22 protein-coding genes are annotated in these 22,220 nt (G+C 72.2%); 16 read left to right on the forward strand and 6 right to left on the reverse strand.

The features are described 5' to 3' along the window. Nucleotides 1-73 precede the first annotated feature (73 nt). From AB0D59_RS03000 to AB0D59_RS03010, 3 genes are all read left to right on the forward strand, one after another. Nucleotides 74-1,498: an amidase gene (locus tag AB0D59_RS03000; protein ID WP_362559995.1), complete on the forward strand. Its 1,425-nt coding sequence runs from the start codon at nucleotides 74-76 to the stop codon at nucleotides 1,496-1,498. Nucleotides 1,499-1,783: 285 nt separating this feature from the next. Then, a complete protein-coding gene (locus AB0D59_RS03005) occupies nucleotides 1,784-2,002 on the forward strand; it encodes a hypothetical protein (protein WP_351744060.1) in 219 nt (72 codons plus the stop codon). A 133-nt stretch (nucleotides 2,003-2,135) separates the two neighbouring features. After that, nucleotides 2,136-3,626 carry an SPFH domain-containing protein gene (locus AB0D59_RS03010; protein WP_362559998.1) on the forward strand — a complete coding sequence of 497 codons (1,491 nt, stop codon included), beginning with the start codon at nucleotides 2,136-2,138 and terminating at the stop codon, nucleotides 3,624-3,626. Between the two features lie 78 nt (nucleotides 3,627-3,704). On the opposite strand, the gene AB0D59_RS03015 is transcribed toward AB0D59_RS03010, so the two are convergent. Then, a complete protein-coding gene (locus tag AB0D59_RS03015; protein ID WP_362560000.1) occupies nucleotides 3,705-4,118 on the reverse strand; it encodes a helix-turn-helix domain-containing protein in 414 nt (137 codons plus the stop codon). Nucleotides 4,119-4,180: 62 nt separating this feature from the next. Here AB0D59_RS03015 and AB0D59_RS03020 point away from each other — a divergent pair, with 62 nt between their 5' ends. Beyond that, nucleotides 4,181-4,981, forward strand: a complete 801-nt coding sequence (locus AB0D59_RS03020; RefSeq protein ID WP_362560003.1) for an alpha/beta hydrolase — start codon at nucleotides 4,181-4,183, stop codon at nucleotides 4,979-4,981. Nucleotides 4,982-5,001: 20 nt separating this feature from the next. Then, nucleotides 5,002-5,451 (forward strand): type II toxin-antitoxin system PemK/MazF family toxin, encoded by a 450-nt coding sequence (locus AB0D59_RS03025; protein ID WP_351744070.1) that lies wholly within the window; start codon nucleotides 5,002-5,004, stop codon nucleotides 5,449-5,451. Between the two features lie 11 nt (nucleotides 5,452-5,462). On the opposite strand, the gene AB0D59_RS03030 is transcribed toward AB0D59_RS03025, so the two are convergent. Then, complete coding sequence (locus AB0D59_RS03030) at nucleotides 5,463-6,290, reverse strand: TIGR02452 family protein (RefSeq protein WP_362560006.1); 828 nt, start codon at nucleotides 6,288-6,290, stop codon at nucleotides 5,463-5,465. A gap of 278 nt (nucleotides 6,291-6,568) precedes the next feature. Here AB0D59_RS03030 and egtA point away from each other — a divergent pair, with 278 nt between their 5' ends. Genes egtA through egtD form a run of 4 tightly spaced genes read left to right on the forward strand, consistent with a single transcriptional unit; the run spans nucleotide 6,569 to nucleotide 10,972 of the window. Beyond that, the gene (gene egtA / locus AB0D59_RS03035; protein WP_362560009.1) at nucleotides 6,569-7,897 is read left to right on the forward strand and encodes an ergothioneine biosynthesis glutamate--cysteine ligase EgtA; all 1,329 of its coding nucleotides are present in this window, start codon (nucleotides 6,569-6,571) and stop codon (nucleotides 7,895-7,897) included. Further along, nucleotides 7,894-9,222, forward strand: a complete 1,329-nt coding sequence (egtB, locus tag AB0D59_RS03040) for an ergothioneine biosynthesis protein EgtB (RefSeq protein WP_362560012.1) — start codon at nucleotides 7,894-7,896, stop codon at nucleotides 9,220-9,222. Before egtA ends, egtB begins: the two co-directional genes overlap by 4 nt. Beyond that, complete coding sequence (egtC, locus tag AB0D59_RS03045; RefSeq protein WP_362560014.1) at nucleotides 9,222-10,013, forward strand: ergothioneine biosynthesis protein EgtC; 792 nt, start codon at nucleotides 9,222-9,224, stop codon at nucleotides 10,011-10,013. Before egtB ends, egtC begins: the two co-directional genes overlap by 1 nt. Beyond that, nucleotides 10,010-10,972, forward strand: coding sequence for an L-histidine N(alpha)-methyltransferase (gene egtD, locus AB0D59_RS03050; protein ID WP_362560017.1), 963 nt, complete (start codon nucleotides 10,010-10,012; stop codon nucleotides 10,970-10,972). Before egtC ends, egtD begins: the two co-directional genes overlap by 4 nt. Before the next feature lies 1 nt (nucleotide 10,973). On the opposite strand, the gene AB0D59_RS03055 is transcribed toward egtD, so the two are convergent. Continuing rightward, on the reverse strand, nucleotides 10,974-12,236 hold the full coding sequence (locus AB0D59_RS03055; protein WP_362560020.1) for an extracellular solute-binding protein: 1,263 nt from the start codon (nucleotides 12,234-12,236) through the stop codon (nucleotides 10,974-10,976). 135 nt (nucleotides 12,237-12,371) lie between these two features. Then, nucleotides 12,372-12,863 (reverse strand): FBP domain-containing protein, encoded by a 492-nt coding sequence (locus AB0D59_RS03060; protein ID WP_362560023.1) that lies wholly within the window; start codon nucleotides 12,861-12,863, stop codon nucleotides 12,372-12,374. A gap of 71 nt (nucleotides 12,864-12,934) precedes the next feature. Here AB0D59_RS03060 and AB0D59_RS03065 point away from each other — a divergent pair, with 71 nt between their 5' ends. From AB0D59_RS03065 to AB0D59_RS03075, 3 genes are all read left to right on the forward strand, one after another. Continuing rightward, nucleotides 12,935-13,504 (forward strand): WHG domain-containing protein, encoded by a 570-nt coding sequence (locus tag AB0D59_RS03065; protein WP_362560026.1) that lies wholly within the window; start codon nucleotides 12,935-12,937, stop codon nucleotides 13,502-13,504. Nucleotides 13,505-13,576: 72 nt separating this feature from the next. Beyond that, entirely contained in the window at nucleotides 13,577-14,755 is a 1,179-nt protein-coding gene (locus AB0D59_RS03070) for a GDSL-type esterase/lipase family protein (protein ID WP_362560028.1), read from the forward strand. A 137-nt stretch (nucleotides 14,756-14,892) separates the two neighbouring features. Next, on the forward strand, nucleotides 14,893-15,108 hold the full coding sequence (locus AB0D59_RS03075) for a dodecin (protein WP_089106102.1): 216 nt from the start codon (nucleotides 14,893-14,895) through the stop codon (nucleotides 15,106-15,108). Between the two features lie 27 nt (nucleotides 15,109-15,135). Here the strand turns inward: AB0D59_RS03075 and AB0D59_RS03080 are convergent, their stop codons facing one another. Beyond that, nucleotides 15,136-15,627 carry a hypothetical protein gene (locus tag AB0D59_RS03080; protein WP_362560031.1) on the reverse strand — a complete coding sequence of 164 codons (492 nt, stop codon included), beginning with the start codon at nucleotides 15,625-15,627 and terminating at the stop codon, nucleotides 15,136-15,138. 133 nt (nucleotides 15,628-15,760) lie between these two features. Here AB0D59_RS03080 and rpmF point away from each other — a divergent pair, with 133 nt between their 5' ends. Together rpmF and AB0D59_RS03090 are read left to right on the forward strand one after the other, a co-directional pair. Beyond that, nucleotides 15,761-15,931, forward strand: a complete 171-nt coding sequence (gene rpmF / locus AB0D59_RS03085) for a 50S ribosomal protein L32 (RefSeq protein ID WP_362560033.1) — start codon at nucleotides 15,761-15,763, stop codon at nucleotides 15,929-15,931. A 43-nt stretch (nucleotides 15,932-15,974) separates the two neighbouring features. Continuing rightward, entirely contained in the window at nucleotides 15,975-16,973 is a 999-nt protein-coding gene (locus tag AB0D59_RS03090) for an LLM class flavin-dependent oxidoreductase (RefSeq protein WP_362560036.1), read from the forward strand. On the opposite strand, the gene AB0D59_RS03095 is transcribed toward AB0D59_RS03090, so the two are convergent. Continuing rightward, nucleotides 16,974-19,448 (reverse strand): AAA family ATPase, encoded by a 2,475-nt coding sequence (locus AB0D59_RS03095; RefSeq protein ID WP_362560039.1) that lies wholly within the window; start codon nucleotides 19,446-19,448, stop codon nucleotides 16,974-16,976. Between the two features lie 163 nt (nucleotides 19,449-19,611). On the opposite strand from AB0D59_RS03095, the gene AB0D59_RS03100 reads away from it, so the two are divergent. Together AB0D59_RS03100 and AB0D59_RS03105 are read left to right on the forward strand one after the other, a co-directional pair. Further along, entirely contained in the window at nucleotides 19,612-19,806 is a 195-nt protein-coding gene (locus AB0D59_RS03100; protein WP_362560041.1) for an antitoxin, read from the forward strand. A gap of 69 nt (nucleotides 19,807-19,875) precedes the next feature. Continuing rightward, on the forward strand, nucleotides 19,876-22,212 hold the full coding sequence (locus AB0D59_RS03105) for an excinuclease ABC subunit UvrA (protein ID WP_362560044.1): 2,337 nt from the start codon (nucleotides 19,876-19,878) through the stop codon (nucleotides 22,210-22,212). The last annotated feature ends 8 nt before the right edge of the window (nucleotides 22,213-22,220 follow it).

The following is a 22,220-nucleotide window of genomic DNA, read 5'->3' on the forward strand; positions in this document are numbered from 1 at the left end:
GCGGAATCCGTACTGCGTGACCCGACTCGACGTTACTCTCCGGTAAGCACCATGATTCCGGAGGTGGGTTCTCATGCCGTACGACCGTTCACCGGGCCTTGCCGAGTCCGTACGCGCCCTGGCGGCCGGTGAGTTGACTTCCCGTCAGCTTGTCGAGGAGTGTCTCGCGCGGATCGAGGCCACCCAGGGTTCCCTCAACGCCTTCCGGATCGTCCGCACATCCGCCGTGCTCGCCGAAGCCGACACCGCCGACCGGGAGTTGGCCGACGGGGTACGCCGTCCGCTGCTCGGGGTGCCGGTCGCGGTGAAGGACGACACGGACGTGGCCGGCGAACCGACCGCCTTCGGCTGCCGGGGCGACTTCCCGCCGGTGGCGAAGGACGGGGAAGCGGTACGACGGCTGCGCGCGGCCGGGGCGTTGATCATCGGCAAGACCAATACCTGTGAGCTGGGACAGTGGCCGTTCACCGAAGGGCCGGCCTTCGGCGCCACCCGTAATCCCTGGCATCCGCGGCACACCCCGGGCGGGTCCTCGGGCGGGTCGGCGGCGGCCGTCGCGGCGGGGCTCGTCCCGGCCGCGCTCGGCTCGGACGGCGCCGGATCCGTGCGCATACCCGCCTCCTGGACTCACCTCGTCGGCATCAAACCCCAGCGTGGCCGTATCTCCACCTGGCCGCGCGGCGAGTCCTTCCAGGGCATCACCGTCAACGGCACCCTGGCCCGCACGGTCGCCGACGCCGCCCTGCTGCTGGACGCGGCGAGCGGCAACCATCCCCAGGACCCGCACCGGCCCAGGGAGTTGACGGTCTCCGACGCGGTCGGCCGCGACCCCGGGCGGCTGCGGATCGCGCTCTCCCTGAAGCCGCCGTTCACCGCGCTGCCCGCCCGTCTCCAGCCGGACGTCCGCGCCCGGATCCTCGAACTCGCCGAGAGACTCGCCGCGTTGGGCCACACCGTCGAGGAGGCCGACCCGCCCTACGGCCAGATCGGACTCACCTTCGTTCCGCGCGCCACGGTCGGGATCGCCGAACGCGTCCGCGAGGTACCGGTGCCCGGCCTGCTCGACCGGCGCACCCTGGAGGCGGCCCGCCTGGGCCGCCTGCTCGGCGGGGCCCCGCTGCGGGCCGCCCGGCGCGCCGAGAGCGCCCTGCGGCACCGGATCGGCGGCTTCTTCGCGTCGTACGACGCGATCCTCGCGCCGACCACCGCCGCTCCCCCGCCCCGCGTCGGCGCCATGCTGGAGCTGGGTCAGTTCGCCACCGACCGGGCGATGATCGCCGCCTGCCCCTACGCCTGGCCGTGGAACGTCCTCGGCTGGCCAGGGGTCAACGTGCCCGCCGGGTTCGTGGGGGACGGGCTGCCGGTGGGCGCGCAGTTGCTCGGCCCGGCCGACAGCGAGCCCCTGCTCGTGTCCGTCGCCGCCCAACTGGAGGCCGAACTGCGCTGGCACGAACGCTGGCCGGCCCCGGCCATGGTCACGGACCCACCGGCCGCATGACGGAACTGCGGCGCACGACCGCGCCCGACGACCCGCGGCTGACGGCCCGCGCCCGCCCACGACCCACGCCCTGCGACTGACGGCCCGCGCACGCCCCACGACCCACGCCCTGCGGTTGACGGCCCGCGCACGCCCCACGACCCACGCCCTGCGGTTGACCGCCCGCGCACGCCCCACGACCCACGCCCTGCGGTTGACCGCCCGCGCCCGACGACCCGCGGTCCACGACCCACACCCGACGGCCCGCGGCTTTCCCGTGGCTTGACCGGGCCGTACCCTCTGACCATGGACGATGCGTCGATGGTCGGGCTCATGGGGCGGGTCACCGGAACGATCGGGCCCGGGCTCGTCGGCGAGGTGATCGTCCGGGTGCGCGGGGGCGCCGAGCACTTCCTCGCCTACTCCGCCGACGGCGGCACCCGGATCGAGCCGGGCACGGTGGTGATGGTGGTCGAGTACCTTCCGCCGAGGACGGTCTACGTCACGCCCGCATACGACAGTTGAGCAAGCGTAGCCCCAGGTGAGGGGTGTATGCGTCAAGATTGCAACAAGGATCCGTCAGCGTCTTCACCCCGCGCTTGCACGGGCGCACACTCCCTTCGTTCGGTGCCGAAAGGGCACCATGCAAAGGGGGCGTATGCCGATGGTTGTCGGCGTCGTTGCGGGGGTGGCGGTTCTCGCCGTTCTCGTGTTGATCGGTGTGTTCAAGATGATGTGGCGGGTCGCCGAGCCGAACGAGGCGCTCATCATCTCCGGTTCGAAGCATCGGACCGAGGGCCTTGAGGAAGGCATGGGGTTCCGCATCGTCACGGGGCGCGGCACGCTGGTGCTGCCGGGCGTGCAGGCGGTGCGCAAGCTCTCCCTGGACCTGAACGAGACCGAGTTGTCGGTGGACTGCGTGACCCAGCAGGGCATTCCGCTGCGGGTACGGGGCGTGGTCATCTTCAAGGTGGGCGACGACTTCGTGTCGATCGCCAACGCGGGCCGCAGGTTCCTGGACCAGCAGAAGATGATGTCCGAGCGGGTGCACAACGTGTTCGCCGGTCATCTGCGGTCCATCGTGGGCGGGTTGACGGTCGAGGACATGATCCGCGACCGCGAGAAGCTCACCGGACAGACCCGGGCCGCCTGCGGCACGGAGATGGAGAAGCTGGGGCTCATCGTCGACTCCCTGCAGATCCATGAGATCGAGGATCCGACCGGGTACATCAAGAACCTGGCGATGCCGCACGCGGCCGCCGTCCAGCGGGACGCGCGGATCGCGCAGGCAGAGGCGAATCGTCTCGCCACCGAGGCGGAGCAGGCGTCGTTCGCCCGGATGGCGGAGGCCACCCGGGACAGCGAGATCCTCCAGGCCGGCTACCAGGCCGAGCGCGACAAGGCGGCGGCCCAGTCCCGCCAGGCCGGTCCGCTCGCCGACGCGGCCGCCCGGCAGGAGGTCGTCGTCCAGGAGACGCGGGTCGCCGAGCTGGAGGCGCACCGGCGCGAGCAGCAGCTCCAGGCGGACGTCCGCAAGCCGGCCGACGCCAAGGCCTACGAGAAGCGCACGCTGGCCGAGGCCGAGCGTGACGCGCGTATCTCGGGGGCCCAGGCCAAGGCGAAGGAGACGGAGCTGGCGGCGGCGGCCGAGGCGACCCGGGTCAAGGCGGCCGCGGGCGCCGAGGCCGAGGCCACCAAGGCCCGGGGTACGGCGAGCGCCGCCGCGACCCGCGCCACGGGTGAGGCCGAGGCGGCCGCCGCACAGGCCAAGGGTCTGGCGGAGGCCGAAGCGGCCAAGGCCAAGGGCCTCGCGGAGGCGGAGGCCATCAAGGCCCGTGCCGCCGCCCTGGCCGAGAACCAGGAGGCGGTCGTCGCCCAGCAACTCGCCGAGAACTGGCCGGAGATCGTCAAGGCAGGCGCTTCGGCCTTCGGCAACGTCGACAACATGGTGCTGCTCAACGGTGCCGACGGGATGGGCGAGATGTTCGCCAAGGCGCTCACGATGGGCGGTACGGGACTGGGACTGGCCCGCCAGCTGCTGGCGTCGATGAACCAGAACGGGCAGACCTCGACCGGGACTTCGCCGATTCTCAACGGGGTCACGGCCCCGAAGACGCAGAAGGTGCCGGTGGAGCAGGACGGCGAGTAGCCGAGAACGGAAGACCGGCGAGTAGCCGACAGCGGTGGACAGGAGGTGCCCCCGGCCGGACCGGGGGCACCTCCGTGTTCACTCCTGTTCGTTGAGCCGCCGCAACAGCTCCAGCAGGGTGGTCCGCTCCGCGGCCGTCAGATTCGCGAAGCATCCGGCCAGTACCTCGCCCGCCACCCCGTGCCCGGCCGCCAGCATCCGCTCGCCGTCCGGGGTCAGATGGTGCTGGAGGCGCCGCCCGTGGCCCGGCCGCCGTTCCACCAGGCCCTGCGCGGCCAGGCGGCCCACCAGCGTGCCGAAGGCCTGCTCGCTCTGGAAGGTGGCGGCGGCCAGCTCGCGCGCCGAGGCGCCCGGCGACCGGTCGATGGCGCGCAGCGCGTCCCACTGCGCGAGGGTGGTGCCGACGGCCGACAGCGCGCTGTCCAGCGCCCGGTGCTGCCGGTACTGGGTCTGTTTCACCGCTCTTCCGAGAACTTGCAGCTCATCGTGCATGGGCCAAGTCTAACCGATGACTAAGCTTGTTTATATAAAGATGTTTAGTTAGAGTCCTCGGCATGACGACGAACCGCACCGCCCAGGTGTATCCCGACCTGCCCATCTCCCTGACCGAGGCCGGTTCCGGCCGCCCGGTGCTCGTCCTGCACGGAGGCGGCGGCCCCGCGACCGTCGCCGGTCTCGCCGGCCGCCTCGCCGAGTCCGGCCGCGTCCTCACCCCGGTCCACCCCGGCTGGGACGGAACCCCCCGCCCCGGCTGGTTCACGAGCGTCGACGACCTCGCCGTCGCCTATCTGCACCTGCTCCAGGACAGCGAGTTGAGCAACGTCCTGGTGGTCGGCTCCTCGCTGGGCGGCCAGCTCGCCGCCGAGATGGCGATACGCGACACGGCCGGGCTGATCACCGGCCTGGTCCTGATCAACGCGGTCGGCGCGGGCATCGAGGGCGAGCAGGTCACCGACTTCTTCGCGCTGGATCCGCGCGCCCAGGCCGAGCACTCCTGGCACGACCCGGACCGCTTCTACGTCGACCCGGCCACCCTCCCCGCCGCCGAACTCGCCCGCCGCCAGGCCAACATGGCGACCATGCGGCTGCTCACCGACGGCGGCCGGATGACCAGTGCGAAGCTGCTGCCCCGGCTGGGCCGGGTGCCGCAGCCGGTGCTGGTGATCTGGGGCGAGAGCGACCGTGTCGTCACCCCCGCCTACGGAGCCGCCTACGCGAAGGCCTTCCCCCAGGGCCGGTTCGAGCCGATCCCGGGTGCCGGCCACCTTCCGCACATCGAACGCGCCGACGTCACCGCCGAGTTGGTCGAGGCGGAGCTGCGCCGCACCGGTACCCCGTCTGTTCTCGCAGGCTGAGGCCCCCTTAGGGTGCCCTCGTGACTGCGCTTACCGACGACGAGAACATCCCCGGCCGTTACGGCCCCACCGCGACCACCGAGGCCGACCCGCACGAGGTCGGCAGGGTGCGCACCGAATACTCCCCCGCCCACGACGGCGACCCCGATCCCGGCGAGATCGTCTGGACCTGGGTGCCCTTCGAGGAGAACGACGGGCGGGGCAAGGACCGGCCGGTACTGGTCGTCGCCCGGGAGGCGGCCGGCACGCTGCTCGCCGTACAGCTGTCGAGCAAGCGGCACGACAACGACCGTGAGTGGGTGGCGATCGGCAGCGGCCCCTGGGACCGGTCGGGGCGCGACTCCTGGGTGGACGTGGACCGCGTGCTGCGGCTCCACGAGGACGGCATGCGCCGGGAGGCGTGCGCGCTGGACCGGGGCCGCTTCAACCTCGTCCGCAACCGGCTGCACGAGCGCTACGGCTGGAAGTGAGCCGCTAGGCGCTAGGCGTCGAGGGCGGCTTCCCGGAACACCTCGGTGAAGGCCGCCAGGACCACCGATCCCGGCGTACGGTCCAGGACCCCGAACACCACGTGCTCGAAGGTCCGGGCGAACCGTCCACCGGGGCCCAGCAGCCCCCGGAAGGCCCCCGCGACCTGCCGGGGGTCGTTCTGGAAGACCCCGCAGCCCCAGGCGCCGAGGACCAGCCGCCGGTAGCCGTGCGCGGCGGCCACCTCCAGGACCCGCTCGGCCCGGGCGCCGAGGGCGCCCGGCAGCTCACCGGTGCGTTCCGGCGTCGTACGGCGGATCACGCCCGCGTTGGGCGCGGCGGACGTCAGGAAACCGGCGCGGTAGGGCTCCGTGAGGAGGCGGCCGCGGTCGTCACGGAAGACCGGGACGGCCGGGGAGTGGATCACCCGGTCCGAGTAGAACGGGTCGCGGTGGGCGCGGTGGTGGTCGTAGAAGGCTCTGGCGTGCAACTGGCAGGCGTAGAGCGCGGAAGCACGGCACAGGGCCTCCTCCTGCGCCTGGGCGCCGTTCAGATAGCCGCCGCCCGGGTTTCGGGCCGAGGCGAAGTTCAGGACCGCGACCGGGGCGTCGGCCAGCCGGCGGGCGGCCTCCAGGCTGCTCTCGCCGGTGACCTCGACGACCGTCCGCACCGGGGTGGTCGCCGGAACCGGCACCGGTTCCGGGCCGTGGATCCGCGTCCCGGCCTGTGCGGCCGCGATGTCGGCGGCCAGGAGGACCTCCCGGCCGTCGGGGGTCCGGTAGGCCCCCGCCGCCACGATCTGTTCGGTCTCCTGGGCGATCCCGCGCAGGCGCGCGCTCATGGCGCCACCCCCGTGGGCGCCACGACCGCGGCCCGCGCGGTCTCCCCCGTCGTGCTCATGTACGCATCCTGGGTGATGCTGGTGATGCGGTGCAACGGAGTTTCCCGCGCCCGAAACGGTTCCGGAACGTGCAAGGAAGCAGAGGTTACCGATCTGGAACGTCCCGATAGGTGCCCTTGTGCGAATCGGCGTGAAGGTCTTGGGTGGGACGGACGTGCCGTCCCGGACCCATCCACGGCCGGGCCGGCGGCATGGTGGAATCTCAGGAGGATCCCGACATGTCCGACTCGATATCCGACGGCGGCGACTGTACCGACGGGTCGGTGAAGACCGACTTCTCGGACGACCGTACCGCTGTCACCGAGGCCGAGGTGGAGGCCCTGGTCAAGGGCATCTGCTTCAAGACCGGCCCACCCCGCACGCTCGGGGTCGAAGTGGAATGGCTGGTCCACGAGCTGCGGCAGCCGCAGCTCACCGTCACACCCGAACGACTCGAAGCGGCCTACGCCGCACTGCGCACGGTGCCCCTGGGGTCGGCGCTCACCGTCGAACCCGGCGGTCAGCTGGAGCTGAGCTCGCCGCCCGCCGCCTCCCTGATGGAGTGCATCGGCACCGTCTCCGCCGATCTGGACGCCGTACGGGCGGTCCTGGCCGAGCTGGGTCTCGGTCTCGTCGGCGCCGGCCACGATCCCTGGCATCCGCCCCGCCGCTTCCTGCGCGAGCCGCGCTACGACGCGATGGAGGCCTGCCTGGACCGGACCGGCCCGGCCGGCCGGCACATGATGTGCGCCTCGGCCTCCGTACAGGTCTGCCTGGACGCCGGTCAGGAGGAGCCCGGCCCGCTGGGGCACACGCGCCGCTGGTGGCTGGCCCATCAGCTGGGCCCGGTCCTGGTGGCCGCCTTCGCGAACTCCCCCCTGGTGGGAGGCCGGCCCACCGGCTGGGTCTCCACCCGGCAGCTGCTGTGGATGGAGATCGGCGCGGGCCGCGCGGGAGCGCCCCCGCTGGCCGGCGACCCGCGCACGTCCTGGGCCCGGCACGTGCTGGACGCCCCGGTGATGTGCGTACGGCGGGACGGCGGCCCCTGGGAGGTGCCCGACGGGCTCACCTTCCGGGAGTGGACCCGGTCGGGGTCGCCCACCGGCGCGGATCTCGCGTACCACCTCACCACGCTGTTCCCGCCGGTCAGGCCGCGCGGCCATCTGGAACTGCGGATGATCGACGCGCAGCCCGGCGACGACGGCTGGATCGTGCCGCTGGCGGTGACGGCGGCGCTGTTCGACGACCCGGAGGCCGCCGAGACGGCGTACCGGACGGTGAAACAGCTGGCCGAGCGGGCGGAGCCGCGACCCGCCCCGCACAATCCGCTGTGGATCGACGCGGCCCGGACCGGGCTCGGCGACCCGGAGCTGCACGAGGCCGCCGTCGCCTGTTTCGCGGCGGCGCTGGAGGCCCTGCCCCGGCTGGGCGCGACCCCCGAGGTCGTGGCCGCCGTGGCGGCGTACAACCACCGGTACGTCCGCCAGGGCCGCTGCCCGGCCGACGACCTACTGGACCCCCTGCGCGGCACATCGGGCCGCGCCCACGGGAAGGACATCCCCGCATGACCGCCCCCGAGACCGACATCGACATCGAGACCCTGCGGGACCGGGCCCTGAAGTCCCTGATCACGGCCCGGGACCGCACCACGCTCCTGACCAGCTGCGTGGAGGAGCCGGACCTCACCGCCCAGCACTCCCCGCTGATGTCCCCGCTGGTCTGGGACCTGGCGCACATCGGCAACCAGGAGGAACTCTGGCTGCTGCGCAACGTCGGCGGCCGGGAGGCGATGCGCCCCGAGATCGACAGCCTCTACGACGCCTTCGAGCACCCGCGTTCCGAGCGGCCCACGCTGCCGCTGCTGCCGCCCGCCGAGGCCCGGCGCTACGCGGCGGAGGTGCGCGGCCGGGCCCTGGACCTGCTGGAGGGCTCGGCGTTCAGCGGCGGCACCAGGCTGACCGAGGCGGGGTTCGCCTTCGGGATGATCGCCCAGCACGAACAGCAGCACGACGAGACGATGCTGATCACGCATCAGCTCCGCAAGGGCCCGCAGGCCCTGACCGCCCCGGACCCGGACCCGGCGCCGCCGTTCACCGGCCCGGCCGAAGTCCTGGTCCCCGGCGGCCCGTTCACCATGGGCACCTCCACCGAGCCGTGGGCGCTGGACAACGAACGCCCCGCGCACCGGCGGGAGGTGGCGCCCTACTGGATCGACACCACCCCGGTGACCAACGGCCGGTACCTGGCGTTCATCGAGGACGGCGGCTACCAGAACGAGCGCTGGTGGACACCCGAGGGCTGGGCGCACATCCGGCAGCACTCGATCGTCGCCCCGCACTTCTGGCACCGTGAGGGCGACCAGTGGCTGCGGCGCCGGTTCGGGGTCACGGAGGTCGTGCCGCCCGAGGAGCCGGTGCTGCACGTGAGCTGGTACGAGGCGGACGCCTACGCCCGCTGGGCCGGCCGCCGGCTGCCCACCGAGGCCGAGTGGGAGAAGGCCGCACGGCACCACCCCGGCGAGAACCGGTCCCGGCGCTACCCGTGGGGCGACGCCGAACCGGCACCGGCGCACGCCAACCTCGGCCAGCGGCATCTGCGCCCCGCCCCGGCGGGCAGCTATCCGGAGGGCGAGTCGCCGCTGGGCGTACGGCAGTTGATCGGCGACGTCTGGGAGTGGACGTCCAGCGACTTCCTCCCCTACCCCGGCTTCAGCGCCTTCCCGTACAAGGAGTACTCGGAGGTGTTCTTCGGCCCCGAGTACAAGGTGCTGCGCGGCGGCTCGTTCGCCGTGGACTCGGTGGCCTGCCGGGGGACGTTCCGCAACTGGGACTACCCGATCCGGCGGCAGATCTTCTCCGGCTTCCGCACCGCCCGTACCGCGGAGACGGTCTGATGTGCCGTCACCTGGCGTATCTGGGCCCCGAGGAGCCGCTCGGCCGGCTCCTCGTGGAGCCCGGGCACTCCCTGTACCGGCAGTCGTGGGCGCCCCGGCGGCAGCGGTACGGGACGGTCAACGCCGACGGTTTCGGGGTGGGTTGGTACGCCCCGCAGGATCCGCAGCCGGCCCGCTACCGTCGGGCCGGGCCGATCTGGGCCGACCAGTCCTTCGCCGACCTGGCCCGGGTGGTGCGCGCCGGCGCGCTGCTGGCCGCCGTACGGGACGCGACCCTGGCGGGCGCGGACGCGGAGGCCGCGGCGGCGCCGTTCGCCGCGGGCCGCTGGCTGTTCAGCCACAACGGGGCGATCCCCGGCTGGCCGCAGGCCGTGGCGTCCCTCCTGCCGCTGCTGCCTCCGGCCGACCTGCTGTCGATGGAGGCGCGCACCGACTCGGCGTTCGTCTGGGCACTGGCCCTGCACCGGCTGCGGTCCGGGACACCGCCGGGCCCCGCCCTGGCCGAAACGGTTCTCCAGATCGCCGAGGCGGCCCCGGCCGCCCGGCTGAACCTTCTGCTCACCGACGGCGAGACCATCGCCGCCACCGCCTGGGGCGACAGCCTCTGCTACCTCTCGGAACCCGGCCACCGCACCGTCGTCGCCTCCGAGCCGTACGACGACGACCCGCGCTGGCGGGAGGTCCCCGACCGCACGCTGCTCATCGCGAGCCGCCGGGGCGTCACCCTCGCCCCGGTCGAGAACCCGGTCGAGGCCCCGGCATCCGTATCCCCGAAGGAGCCCTGTACGTGAGTCCCCTCCGTGTCACCCGCACCCTTCCCGAGGACGCGACGGACGCCGCGCTGCGCGCCGATGTCCTGAACGGTCTCACCACCACCCCCAAGACACTGCCGCCCAAGTGGTTCTACGACGCCCGGGGCAGCGAACTCTTCGAGCAGATCACCGAGCTGCCCGAGTACTACCCGACCCGGGCCGAGCGGGAGATCCTGCTCGATCGGTCCGGCGAGATCGCCGCCGCGAGCGGTGCCCGCACCCTGGTGGAGCTGGGCTCCGGCTCCTCCGAGAAGACCCGCCTGCTGATCGACGCGCTCACCTCTCTCGAGGTGTACGTGCCGGTCGACGTCAGCGAGAGCGCGCTGACCCAGGCCGGCCAGGCGCTCATCGAGGAGCGGCCGGCGCTGTCCGTGCACGCCCTGATCGCCGACTTCACCGGCCGGATGAGCCTGCCCGAGACCCCGGGGCCGCGGCTGCTGGCGTTCCTCGGCGGCACGATCGGCAATCTGCTGCCCGCCGAGCGGGCCGAGTTCCTGGCCTCGGTGCGCAGGCTCCTCGCGCCCGGTGACGCGCTGCTCCTCGGCACCGACCTGGTCAAGGACGAGGACGTTCTGGTCCGGGCGTACGACGACGCGGCCGGGGTGACGGCCGAGTTCAACAAGAACGTCCTGGCCGTCGTCGACCGGGAGCTGGGCGCCGACTTCGACCCGGACACCTTCGACCATGTCGCCCTGTGGGACGCGGACGAGGAGTGGATCGAGATGCGGCTGCGCTCCCGGGTCGCGCAGACCGTGAAGGTGCCCGCGCTCGACCTGGCGGTGGACTTCGCGGCGGGCGAGGAACTGCGCACCGAGGTGTCGGCGAAGTTCCGGCGGGACGGAGTGACCGCGGAACTGGCCGCCGCCGGGCTTGAGTTGACCAACTGGTGGACCGACGCGCAGGGTCGCTTCGCGCTCTCCCTCAGCGTCGCACGCTGACTCACCCGAAGTCCGGCGCGAGCAGTTCGGTGATCCGCCGGGAGGCGCGGCGAGCCTCGGTCACGGGGTCCGCCCCGCTGAGCACTTTGGTCATGTAGCCCTTGATCGGGTTGTCGGCCTCGACCGCCGGCCAGTCCGGGGTGTGGGGGGTCGCCCGTCCCTGCGCGGCTCCCGCCGCCATGGCGGCGACCCCCTCCGACCCGGCGACCGCGCCCGCCAGCGTGGTCTTGTTGGGCACGTAGTTCATCGTGCGGGCCAGTTCGGTGTCCCACTTGGCTCCCGCGAGGGCGCCGACGACGGCGGTCGCGTCGTAGGGCCGGTCGGTGTTCTGCGGTACGACGAGGTCGGAGCCGCCGGTGAAGACGGCCCCGGGGTGGTCGGCGGTGCGGCCCGGTACCGGGAAGTAGCCGATCTCGTCCTTGAGTTCGGGGTTCTCCTGCACGATGGACTGGGCGAGGCCGGGCACCGCGACGAGCTGCGCGACCTGACCGCCCGCGAACACCTGGGCCTGGGGCGGGTGTTCCTCGTCGGCGTCGACGGGTCCTTTGCCGAGGGCCTGGAGCCGCCGGTAGAAGTCCATCCCGCGCAGCGCGGCCGGGCTGTCCAGGGCACCCTTCCAGCCGGCGTCCGTCTCCTCGGCGAGATCGCCGCCCTCGTCCCAGACGAACCCGGAAAGTGTGTACCAGTCCTGTCCGGCAAGGTAAATCCCCTGGTTCCCGCCCGAGTTGAGCTTCTCGGTGTCGGCCAGCCACTCGTCGCGGGTCTTCGGCGGGGAGGTGATGCCGGCCTTCTCGAAAAGGTCCTTGCGGTAGATGACGACGCGGTTGGCGGCGTACCAGGGGATGCCGTACTGCCGCGATTCGTCCCGGCCGGGTTCTGCGAGGCCGGGCAGCCAGTGCTCCTTGCCCCAGTCCCGCATCGACTCCAGGGTGAGGTCGGTGAGCCGGCCGCCCTCGACGTACTGCGGTACCTGGGTGTTGCCGACCTCGATGACGTCGGGAGCGTCCGCGGAGTCGGACGTGAGCGCCGCCTGCACCTTGTCCACGACCCCGGTCCACTGCTGGATACGGATGTCGAGGCGGATGTCCTTGTGGGTGCGCTCGAAGTCCGCGGTGAACCGGCGCAGGAACTCCGGCGACGCGCTGTTCTGCATCAGCCACACCGTGACGGTGTGCCGCCCGCCCGATCCGCCCGGCAGGACGCCACAGGCGCTGAGCAGCGCGGCGGACACACAGACGAGGGCGAGCGGGCGACGACGTCTCACGAGGGGTTCCTGTTCTGTCTGGCGGACAGGGGAGAAGGCCCGACGTGGGGGAACGAGCACGGGTGCTCGTACGGGTGTAGCGGATTTTGGTATGGACCAATGCGCAGGGTCAAGGGCGCAGGCCCAATGGCCGACTCAGGCGGTGACCCTGGCGACGAACGCCGCGAGGTTCGCGACGGTCCGCTGGATCTTCTCCTCCAGGGTGAGCGACTCGGGCAGGCGCGCGCCGACGCCCGCGTCCTTCCTGCCCCGTACGTACAGCGGGCAGGCGAGGTCGCTGCAAATGTAGACGCCCACGGAGTTTCCCTGCTGCCCGGCCTTGCCGGCTTTCGCGGCGACCATCAGCGAGACGCCTCCGGTGTGGGTGGTCAGGCACACCGAGCACATGCTGCGCCGCGTCTGCCAGGACGTGGTGCCCGAGGAGCGCAGGGCGAGTGCCACCGGGCGGCCCTCCAGCTCGACGGCGAGGTAGGCCCTGTCGGGCGCCTGGGGGTCCCGCCAGCCGAGGAAGTCCAGGTCGTCCCACGGCCGGTCGGCCAGGTCGTGGGGGACGGACAGGCGCTTGGCCTCGCCCTTGGTGCAGTTCACGAAGGCAGCGCGGATCTCCCGCTCGTTCAGGGGTCTCATGTGCCGTAGGCTAATTTGCCTAAACCTTTTAGGCAAACGCGTTATTGTTGTCGCCAGACAGAAGGAAGGCTATGGCTAGAGCAGGGCTGACCCCGGAGCGACTGACCGTGGCGGGGGCGGAGCTGGCCGACGAGGTCGGCTTCGACCAGGTGACCGTCTCGGCACTCGCCCGGCGGTTCGACGTCAAGGTCGCGAGTCTGTACTCGCATCTGAAGAACTCCCAGGAACTCAGGACCAGGATCGCCCTGTTCGCGCTCGAGGAACTCGCCGACCGGGTCGCCGACGCCCTGGCCGGGCGGGCCGGCAGGGACGCCTTGGCCGCCTTCGCGGACGCCTACCGCGACTACGCCCGGGAGCACCCCGGCCGGTACGCCGCCGCCCGGCTGCGGCTCGATCCCGAGACCGCGGCCGCCAGTGCCGGGGTGCGGCACGCCCAGATGACACGGGCGATCCTGCGCGGCTACGAGCTGACGGAGCCGGACCAGACGCACGCGGTCCGGATGCTGGGCAGCGTCTTCCACGGCTACGTCAGCCTGGAGCTCGCCGGGGGTTTCGAGCACAGCGCCCCCGACGCGCGGGAGTCGTGGGCCTGGATCGTGGACTCTCTCGACGCTCTCCTGCGGAACCGCGCCACATCCTGACCGGCGGCGGTGCGATGCGCCGCGCGCCTCCCCGCTGAACCATCCGGACCTATTGATCAACAGGCTGAGGCGATGAGCACCGAACACGACTGGATCACCACACCTGTCACCGTGGACATCCTGCGCGGCTTCCTCGACGTGGAAGCGACCGCGCACGGTCTGCTGCCGCATCGGCTGCCCGCCCGGGCACGCCGGCAGATCCCCGACAACCAACTGGCCCTGGCCGAGGCCCAGCCCTCCGGCGTGCGGCTGGCCTTCCGCACCCGGGCCACCACCGTCGAACTGGACACGCGGCCCACCAAACGGGTGTACCGCGGGTTCCCGGCCCCGGCGGACGGCGTGTACGACCTGCTGGTCGACGGCCGCCTCACGGCCCAGGCCACGGTGGCCGGCGGCAACGTGCACACGATCACCGACATGTTCACCCAGTCCGCCGAGCTGACAGAGGGCCCGGCCGCCACCGCCCGGTTCACCGGTCTCCCCGCCGGTGACAAGGACGTCGAGATCTGGCTCCCGCACACAGAGATCACGGAGCTGATCGCCCTGCGCACCGACGCCCCCGTCGAGCGGGCGCCGGAGAGCGGGCGAAGGGTGTGGCTGCACCACGGCAGTTCCATCAGCCACGGCTCGAACGCCACGCATCCGACCGCCATCTGGCCGGCCCTGGCAGCCGCCCAGGGCGAAGTGGAGCTGGTCAACCTGGGGTTCGGCGGCAGCGCGCTGCTCGACCCGTTCACCGCTCGTGCGATGCGGGACACCCCCGCGGACCTGATCAGCCTCAAGATCGGCATCAATGTCGTCAACTCCGACGCCATGCGCCTGCGTGCCTTCGTCCCCGCGGTGCACGGCTTCCTCGACACCCTGCGCGAGGGGCATCCGACCACGCCTCTGCTGGTCGTGTCCGCCCTGCTGTGCCCGGTCCAGGAGGACACTCCCGGACCGCTCGCGCCCGACTTCGACGGCCGAACCCTGCGGTTCAAGGCGACCGGCGATCCGGCCGAACGCGCCGCCGGGCGCCTGACGCTCAACGTCATCCGTGCCGAACTCGCCCGGATCGTCGAACAGCGGGCGGCCGACGACCCGAACCTGCACTACCTCGACGGCCGTGACCTGTACGGCGAGCAGGACTACGCGGAGTTCCCGCTGCCCGACGAGGTCCACCCCGACCAGGCCGGCCACCGGCGCATCGCCGAGAGCTTCGGGCGGCTCGCGTTCGGCTCCGGCGGCCCCTTCACCGTCGAGACCGGCTGATCGGCCGATCGGCTGACCGGCCGATCGGCGACCGGCGACCGGCGACCGGCGACCGGCGACCGGGGTCACGATCACCGACGCCTCGCGCTCCGCTCCCGGATGCGGCACCTTGGAGGGACGACGAGAGGAGCATCCCGATGCCGAACCACACCTACCGGGTCACCGAGATCGTCGGCACCTCGCACGAGGGCATCGACCAGGCCATCCGCAACGGTGTCGCACGCGCCAACCAGACCCTGCGCAACCTGGACTGGTTCGAGGTGACGCAGGTCAGGGGCCAGATCGAGAACGGGCAGATCGAGCACTACCAGGTGGGCCTGAAGGTGGGCTTCCGCATCGACGACGAGGGCTGACGACCGCCGGACCCGTGCCGGGCGGGCTCAGGTCCGACCCTCCCCCTCCTGGGCCTGCTCCAGCGCGGCCGAACGGTCGGCCCAGCGGGCCCGCACCACGGTGAACCCGGCCCGTTCGGCGTCCTCGCACACCAGCTCGTCGTCGTCGACCAGGACGCGGACCTCACGCCGTTCGGCGAGGCGGCGCAGGATCTCCAGCTTGGTGTGCCGGGCGGGCCTGCGATCGGCGTTGCGCCGCATGTGCACACGCCCCTCGGGCAGCCCATGGGCGGCGAGCCAGTCCAGGGTGTCGCGCCGACAGCGGTCGGGCCGCCCGGTGAGATAGACGATCTCGCACTCCTTCGCGGTCGCCACGGCCAGCGCGATCCCCTCGGCGAGCGGCGGATCGTGCGGCGCGGCCGCGAAGAACGCGTCCCAGTCCCGGGGCTTGCGCTCCAGGAACCGCTGCCGGTGCCCGGTGTCGGCGAGGGTGTTGTCGATGTCGAACACGGCGATCGGACGCTTGCTGCTGTCGGTCACGCGGTAACCCTAGTCGGGCACCGGCATCGGCCCTGGGCACCGGACCGGCCAATTGCTTATGGGATCCATTTTCATATAGCGTCCTCGGTGTCGTCCGGACGGCACCACCACAGCAGCACCGAGGAGGATCCCCATGGCCGTACCCAAGCGGAAGATGTCGCGCAGCAACACCCGACACCGCCGTGCCCAGTGGAAGGCGAGCACCCCGGCGCTCGTCCCGGTGACCGTCGGCGGTGTCCGCCACCTGGTTCCGCAGCACCTGGTCAGGGCCTACGAGCGCGGTCTGCTGCGCCCCGGGGACTGACCGGCGGCGGGAATCCTGGGGCCGCTTTGGTGTTGAACCCTCTGTGAACGCGCTGATCGCCGGGACCCGGTTCTCCGTCCTCGACCGCTCGCGCACCCGGGAGGGACACACCCCCGGTGCGGCGCTGCGGGACACCGTGGCGCTGGCGCGCGAGGTGGAGGCGCTCGGCTATCACCGGTTCTGGGTGTCGGAGCATCACGGGGTGCCCGGGGTCGCCGGTTCGGCGCCGACCGTGCTGGCGGCAGCCGTCGCTGCCGCGACCCGCACCGTCCGGGTCGGCACCGGTGGTGTCATGCTGCCGAACCACCGGCCCCTGGTCGTGGCCGAGCAGTTCGGGGTGCTGGAGTCGCTGTTCCCCGGGCGGATCGACATGGGGCTCGGCCGGTCGGTGGGTTTCACCGACGGGGTCCGCAAGGCGCTGGGCCGCGACAAGGACGACGCCGAGGACTTCGCGGCGCAACTCGGCGAGCTGCTCGGCTGGTTCGAGGGCACCTCGCCGACCGGGGTGCGGGCCCGCCCGGCTCAGGGGCTGCGGGTGCCGCCGTTCGTGCTGGCGATGGGCGAGGGCGCCGACATCGCGGCCCGCGCCGGACTGCCGATGGTCATCGGCGATCTGCGCAACCGGGAGAAGATGCGACGCGGCATCGACCACTACCGCGACCGCTTCCGCCCCTCCCCCTGGGCGGCCGAGCCCTATGTCGTGATCTCCGGAACCGTCGCCGTCGCCGGTACCCCCGAGGCGGCCCGTCGGCTGCTCGTCCCCGAGGCTTGGTCGATGGCGTACTCCCGCACCCACGGCACCTTCCCGCCGCTGCCCCCGGCCGAAGCGGTCGAGAGCAGGGCGATGACCGTGAAGGAGCGCGGCTTCTACGAGTCCGGGCTCACCGGACACCTCGCCGGTACCGAGGAGCAGGTCGCCGACGAGCTGGCGTCGGTCCTGAAGGAGACGGCCGCCGACGAGGTCCTGGTCACCACGAGCAGCTACGACCGCCCGGCCCTGCTGGACTCCTACCGGCGGCTGGCCGCGTTGGTGCGGGCCTGATCAGCCGACCTCGGCCGGCTTGTCGGACCTGATCACGATCTGGCCGCCGGCCGCGTCCACCACCGCCCGGTCGCCCGCCGTGAGCTGGCCGGAGAGCAGCAGGTCGGCGAGGCGGTCGTCGACCTCGCGCTGGATGGTGCGGCGCAGCGGGCGGGCACCGAAGTCGGGTTCGTGACCGAGGTTGGCAAGCAGCCCCGCGGCCGGGTCGGTGACTTCGAGGCCGACCTCCTGGGCGTGCAGGCGGCGCCGGGTGTGCTCCAGCAACAGGTCCACGATCTGGCGCAGTTGGGTGCGGTCCAGGCCGCGGAAGACGATGATCTCGTCGATGCGGTTGAGGAACTCCGGCCGGAAGTGCTGCTGAAGGGCCGGCATCACGGCCTCACGGACCTTGGTGTAGTCCTCGGTGCCGGCGGCCAGGATGCGGTCGGCGCCGATGTTCGACGTCATGATGACGACGGTGTTCTTGAAGTCGACGGTGCGGCCCTGGGAGTCGGTGAGCCGGCCGTCGTCCAGCAGCTGGAGCAGGGTGTTGAAGACGTCCGGGTGCGCCTTCTCCACCTCGTCGAGGAGCAGCACGGCGTACGGCTGCCTGCGCACCGCCTCGGTGAGCTGGCCGGCCTCCTCGTGGCCGACGTATCCGGGCGGGGCGCCGACCAGCCGGGAGACCGTGTGGCGCTCCTGGAACTCGCTCATGTCGAGGCGGATCATGCGGGCCTCGTCGCCGAAGAGGGCGGCGGCCAGGGCGCGGGCCAGCTCGGTCTTGCCGACGCCGGTCGGGCCGAGGAAGAGGAAGCTGCCGACGGGGCGGTTGGGGTCGCTCATGCCGGCCCGGGCACGGCGGACCGCGCGGGCGACGGCGGTGATCGCCTCGTCCTGGCCGACGACCCGCTCGTGCAGGTGCTCCTCCAGCTTCATCAGCCGCTCCCGCTCCTCCTCGGTGAGCTGGGCGACCGGGATGCCGGTGGTACGGGAGACGACCTCGGCGATGTCCTCGGCGGTGACCTTGGGCGCGTGCTCCTCGGCCGTGCCCGCCTGTTCCAGCTCGGCCTCGGTCTCCCTGATCCGGTCGCGGAGTTCCCTGGCGCGCTCGTACTCCTCGTCGGCGACGGCCTGGTCCTTCTCCCGGTTCAGGGCGGCGATCCGGTCCTCGATGTCCCGGGTGTCGGTGGGTGGGGTCTTCGAGCGCAGCCGGACCCGGGCGGCGGCCTGGTCCATCAGGTCGATCGCCTTGTCGGGCAGGAAGCGGGAGGTGATGTACCGGTCGGAGAGCTCGGCCGCCGCGACGACCGCCTCGTCGGTGATACGGACCTGGTGGTGGGCCTCGTAACGGTCGCGCAGGCCGCGCAGGATCTCGATGGTGTCGTCGACCGTGGGCTCACCGACCAGGATGGGCGCGAACCGGCGTTCCAGGGCCGCGTCCTTCTCGATGTGCTTGCGGTACTCGTCGATCGTGGTCGCGCCGATCAGGTGCAACTCGCCGCGCGCGAGGGCGGGTTTGAGGATGTTGCCCGCGTCCAGGGACCCGTCGCCGCCCCCGCCGGCGCCGACGACGGTGTGCAACTCGTCCAGGAACAGCACCAGCCCGTCGCTGTGCTCGCGGACCTCGTCGAGGAGTTTCTTCAGCCGCTCCTCGAACTCGCCCCGGTACTTGGTGCCGGCCACCATCCCGGCCAGGTCCAGGGAGACCAGCCGCTTGCCCTCCAGGGTCTTGGGCACGTCCCCGGTGACGATCCGCTGCGCGATGCCCTCGACGATGGCGGTCTTGCCGACGCCGGGGTCACCGATCAGGACGGGGTTGTTCTTGCTGCGCCGGGAGAGCACCTCGATGGTCTGCTCGACCTCGTCGTCCCGCCCGATCACCGGGTCCAGTCGCCCGGCCCGGGCATCCTCGGTGAGATCACGGCCGTACTCGTCGACGGTCGGCGTGGTGCTGGGCTTCTTCCGCTCCGCCGCGCTCTCGACCGGCATCCGGGTCGGCTCCCAGCCGCTCTCGCCGAGCGTCCGTCCGGCCGTCGACTCCGGGTTCGCGGCGAGCGCGCGCAGCAGGTGTTCGGGGCCGATGTAGGAGGCACCCTCGGCGCGGGAGATCTGGTAGGCGTCGAGCAGGGCGCGCTTGGCGGCCGGGGTGAGGGTGGCGGGCTCCGTCTTCTCGCCGCCGCCGTGGCCTGCGGTGAGTCGCTCGCGAAGCTGGTCGGGGTCCGCGCCGGCCTCGGTGAGCAGCCGCCGGGTGGAGTCGTGCGTGGTGGCCGCGGCCAGCAGGTGCCTGGCGTCCAGCTCCTCGCTGCCCTCGCCGGCGGCGAGGCCGCGGGCCTCGGCCACCAGCTCGCGCGCCCGCTCGGACAGCAGGCTGCCGATGTCGACGCGCTGCGGGCGGCGGGCCGGTGCGCCCGGTCCGGATCCGCCGAAGAAGCGGGACATCAGCTCGTCGAAGTCTTCGAAGGGACTGCGTCCGAATCCGAAACCGGGAGTGCTCATGGGGCCCGGGCCTTTCTGCGGTCAGCTCTGCGCTCAGCGGGATTCCGCGGCTTCCAACCTCGCACAGGCACGCCGGGCCCGCATGGGGACGCCCGCCGAGATGCGAACCGGGCCGAAGCCGGTGACGCTGGTGGGGAAACCTCAACCAGCGAGGAGGGCTGCCATGTCCATGCTGGACAAGCTCAAGGGGATGCTCAAGGGCCACGAGGACCAGGCCAAACAGGGCGTCGAAAAGGGCGGCGACATGATCGACCAGCGGACCGGGAACAAGTACCAGTCCCAGGTCGACATGGGCCAGAAGAAGGCCGACGACTACCTCGACCAGGAGCGGAACCGGAACAACCCTCCGCATCCCTGACGGACCGCACGGGCTAGACTCGCGGGGTTTGTCCCTGCCCGGCGAGTCGTCCGTACGGAGCCTCCCCCGATGCACAGCCCCCACGATCCGTACGTCCGCGTCCGTGCCGCCCGTGAGCACAACCTCAAGGGCGTCGACGTGGACATCCCCCGGGACGTGCTGGCCGTCTTCACCGGTGTGTCCGGCTCGGGGAAGTCGTCCCTGGCGTTCGGCACGATCTACGCCGAGGCCCAGCGGCGCTACTTCGAGTCGGTCGCACCGTACGCGCGCCGACTGATCCACCAGGTCGGGGCGCCGAAGGTCGGTGAGATCAGCGGGCTGCCGCCGGCGGTCTCGCTCCAGCAGCGCCGCTCGGCCCCGACCTCCCGCTCCTCGGTCGGCACGATCACCAACCTCTCCAACTCCCTGCGCATGCTCTTCTCGCGTGCCGGGGACTATCCACCGGGCGCGGAGCGGCTCGACTCCGACGCGTTCTCCCCGAACACGGCGGCAGGCGCCTGCCCGGAGTGCCACGGCCTGGGCCGGGTCCACCGTGCGACGGAGGAGTCGCTGGTCCCCGACCCGTCGCTGTCGATCCGGGACGGCGCGATCGCCGCCTGGCCGGGTGCCTGGCAGGGCAAGAACCTGCGGGACATCCTCGACGCGCTCGGCCACGACGTGGACCGGCCCTGGCGCGAACTGCCGGCCGAGGAACGGGAGTGGATCCTCTTCACGGACGAGCAGCCGGTGGTCACCGTGCACCCGGTCCGGGACGCCGACCGCATCCAACGGCCCTACCAGGGCACGTACATGAGCGCCCGCCGGTACGTCATGAAGACCTTCTCGGACTCCAGGAGCCCGGCGCTGCGGGCGAAGGCGGAAACCTTCCTGACCAGCGCGCCCTGTCCGGTGTGCGGCGGCAGGAGGCTGCGGCCGGAGGCTCTCGCCGTGACCTTCGCGGGCCGTACGATCGCGCGACTGGCCGGGCTCCCCCTGACCGAACTGACCGGACTGCTCGGCGGCGGCTCCCCGTCGGAGACCGCGCGGGTGCTCACCGAAGATCTCACCGCCCGCATCGCGCCGGTCGTCGAACTCGGCCTCGGCTATCTGAGCCTGGACCGGGCGACCCCCACACTCTCGGCGGGCGAGCTCCAACGCCTGCGCCTCGCGACGCAGTTGCGCTCCGGGCTGTTCGGTGTCGTGTACGTCCTGGACGAGCCGTCGGCCGGGCTGCACCCGGCGGACACCGAGGCGCTGCTCACGGTGCTGGCGCGGCTGAAGGCTGCCGGGAACTCGGTGTTCGTGGTGGAGCACCACCTGGACGTGGTGCGCGGCGCCGACTGGCTGGTGGAGGTGGGGCCGGGCGCCGGTGAGCACGGCGGCCGGGTGCTGCACAGCGGGCCGGTGGCGGAGCTGGCCGGGGTCGCCGAGTCCGCCACCGCCCGCTACCTGTTCGCGGCGGAGCCCGCCCCGGCACGTCGACTCCGCTGTGCCGACGGGTGGTTGAAGGTCGGCCCGGTCACCCGGCACAACCTGCGCGCGGTCACCGCCGAGTTCCCGCTCGGTGTCCTCACCGCCGTCACCGGAGTCTCCGGCTCGGGCAAGTCGACGCTGATCGGCGAGATCACCGAGGAACTCGACGGGGTCGGCCGGCTGGTCTCCGTCGACCAGAAGCCGATCGGCCGCACCCCGCGCTCCAACCTGGCCACCTACACCGGCCTGTTCGACGTCGTACGGAAGGTGTTCGCGGCCACCGACCGGGCGCGGGAGCGTGGTTACGGCGCGGGACGGTTCTCCTTCAACGTGGCCGGAGGGCGCTGCGAGACCTGTCAGGGCGAGGGTTTCGTCAGCGTGGAGCTGCTGTTCCTGCCCAGCACCTACGCGCCCTGCCCGGACTGCGGCGGGGCCCGCTACAACCCCGAGACGCTCGAAGTGCCGTACCGGGGCCGGAACATCGCCCAGGTGCTGGACCTGACCGTGGAGAGCGCGGCGGAGTTCCTCGCGGACATCCCGGCCGTGGCGCGCAGCCTGCGCACCCTGCTCGACGTGGGGCTCGGCTATCTGCGACTGGGCCAGCCGGCCACCGAGTTGTCCGGTGGCGAGGCCCAACGGATCAAGCTGGCCAGCGAGTTGCAGCGCGGCCGACGCGGTCACACCCTCTACCTCCTGGACGAGCCGACGACGGGACTGCATCCGGCCGACGTCGAGGTGCTGATGCGCCAGTTGCACGGGCTGGTGGACGCCGGGCACACGGTCGTGGTGGTCGAACACGACATGGCGGTCGTGTCCGGCGCGGACTGGGTGATCGACCTGGGGCCGGGCGGCGGGGACCGGGGCGGCCGGATCGTCGCGGCGGGCCCGCCGGCGGACGTCGCGCGGACCGCGGGCAGCGTCACGGGGCCCTATCTGTCCCGGTGCCTCCCCTGATGATCTTC

Origin of the sequence: Streptomyces sp. NPDC048417 (assembly GCF_040651615.1) — a bacterium.
In the GTDB taxonomy this organism is placed as follows: domain Bacteria; phylum Actinomycetota; class Actinomycetes; order Streptomycetales; family Streptomycetaceae; genus Streptomyces.

Excerpts from the sequence above, each read along its gene's own strand:
- AB0D59_RS03015 (WP_362560000.1), bottom strand. The coding sequence starts at position 4,118 with ATGCACGATGAGCTGCAAGTTCTCGGAAGAGCGGTGAAACAGACCCAG.
- AB0D59_RS03010 (WP_362559998.1), top strand. The coding sequence starts at position 2,136 with ATGCCGATGGTTGTCGGCGTCGTTGCGGGGGTGGCGGTTCTCGCCGTT.
- AB0D59_RS03000 (WP_362559995.1), top strand. The coding sequence starts at position 74 with ATGCCGTACGACCGTTCACCGGGCCTTGCCGAGTCCGTACGCGCCCTG.
- egtC (WP_362560014.1), top strand. The coding sequence starts at position 9,222 with ATGTGCCGTCACCTGGCGTATCTGGGCCCCGAGGAGCCGCTCGGCCGG.
- AB0D59_RS03100 (WP_362560041.1), top strand. The coding sequence starts at position 19,612 with ATGTCCATGCTGGACAAGCTCAAGGGGATGCTCAAGGGCCACGAGGAC.
- AB0D59_RS03075 (WP_089106102.1), top strand. The coding sequence starts at position 14,893 with ATGCCGAACCACACCTACCGGGTCACCGAGATCGTCGGCACCTCGCAC.
- AB0D59_RS03005 (WP_351744060.1), top strand. The coding sequence starts at position 1,784 with ATGGACGATGCGTCGATGGTCGGGCTCATGGGGCGGGTCACCGGAACG.
- AB0D59_RS03095 (WP_362560039.1), bottom strand. The coding sequence starts at position 19,448 with ATGAGCACTCCCGGTTTCGGATTCGGACGCAGTCCCTTCGAAGACTTC.
- AB0D59_RS03020 (WP_362560003.1), top strand. The coding sequence starts at position 4,181 with ATGACGACGAACCGCACCGCCCAGGTGTATCCCGACCTGCCCATCTCC.
- egtB (WP_362560012.1), top strand. The coding sequence starts at position 7,894 with ATGACCGCCCCCGAGACCGACATCGACATCGAGACCCTGCGGGACCGG.
- rpmF (WP_362560033.1), top strand. The coding sequence starts at position 15,761 with ATGGCCGTACCCAAGCGGAAGATGTCGCGCAGCAACACCCGACACCGC.
- AB0D59_RS03065 (WP_362560026.1), top strand. The coding sequence starts at position 12,935 with ATGGCTAGAGCAGGGCTGACCCCGGAGCGACTGACCGTGGCGGGGGCG.
- AB0D59_RS03105 (WP_362560044.1), top strand. The coding sequence starts at position 19,876 with ATGCACAGCCCCCACGATCCGTACGTCCGCGTCCGTGCCGCCCGTGAG.
- AB0D59_RS03070 (WP_362560028.1), top strand. The coding sequence starts at position 13,577 with ATGAGCACCGAACACGACTGGATCACCACACCTGTCACCGTGGACATC.
- AB0D59_RS03030 (WP_362560006.1), bottom strand. The coding sequence starts at position 6,290 with ATGAGCGCGCGCCTGCGCGGGATCGCCCAGGAGACCGAACAGATCGTG.
- AB0D59_RS03060 (WP_362560023.1), bottom strand. The coding sequence starts at position 12,863 with ATGAGACCCCTGAACGAGCGGGAGATCCGCGCTGCCTTCGTGAACTGC.
- egtA (WP_362560009.1), top strand. The coding sequence starts at position 6,569 with ATGTCCGACTCGATATCCGACGGCGGCGACTGTACCGACGGGTCGGTG.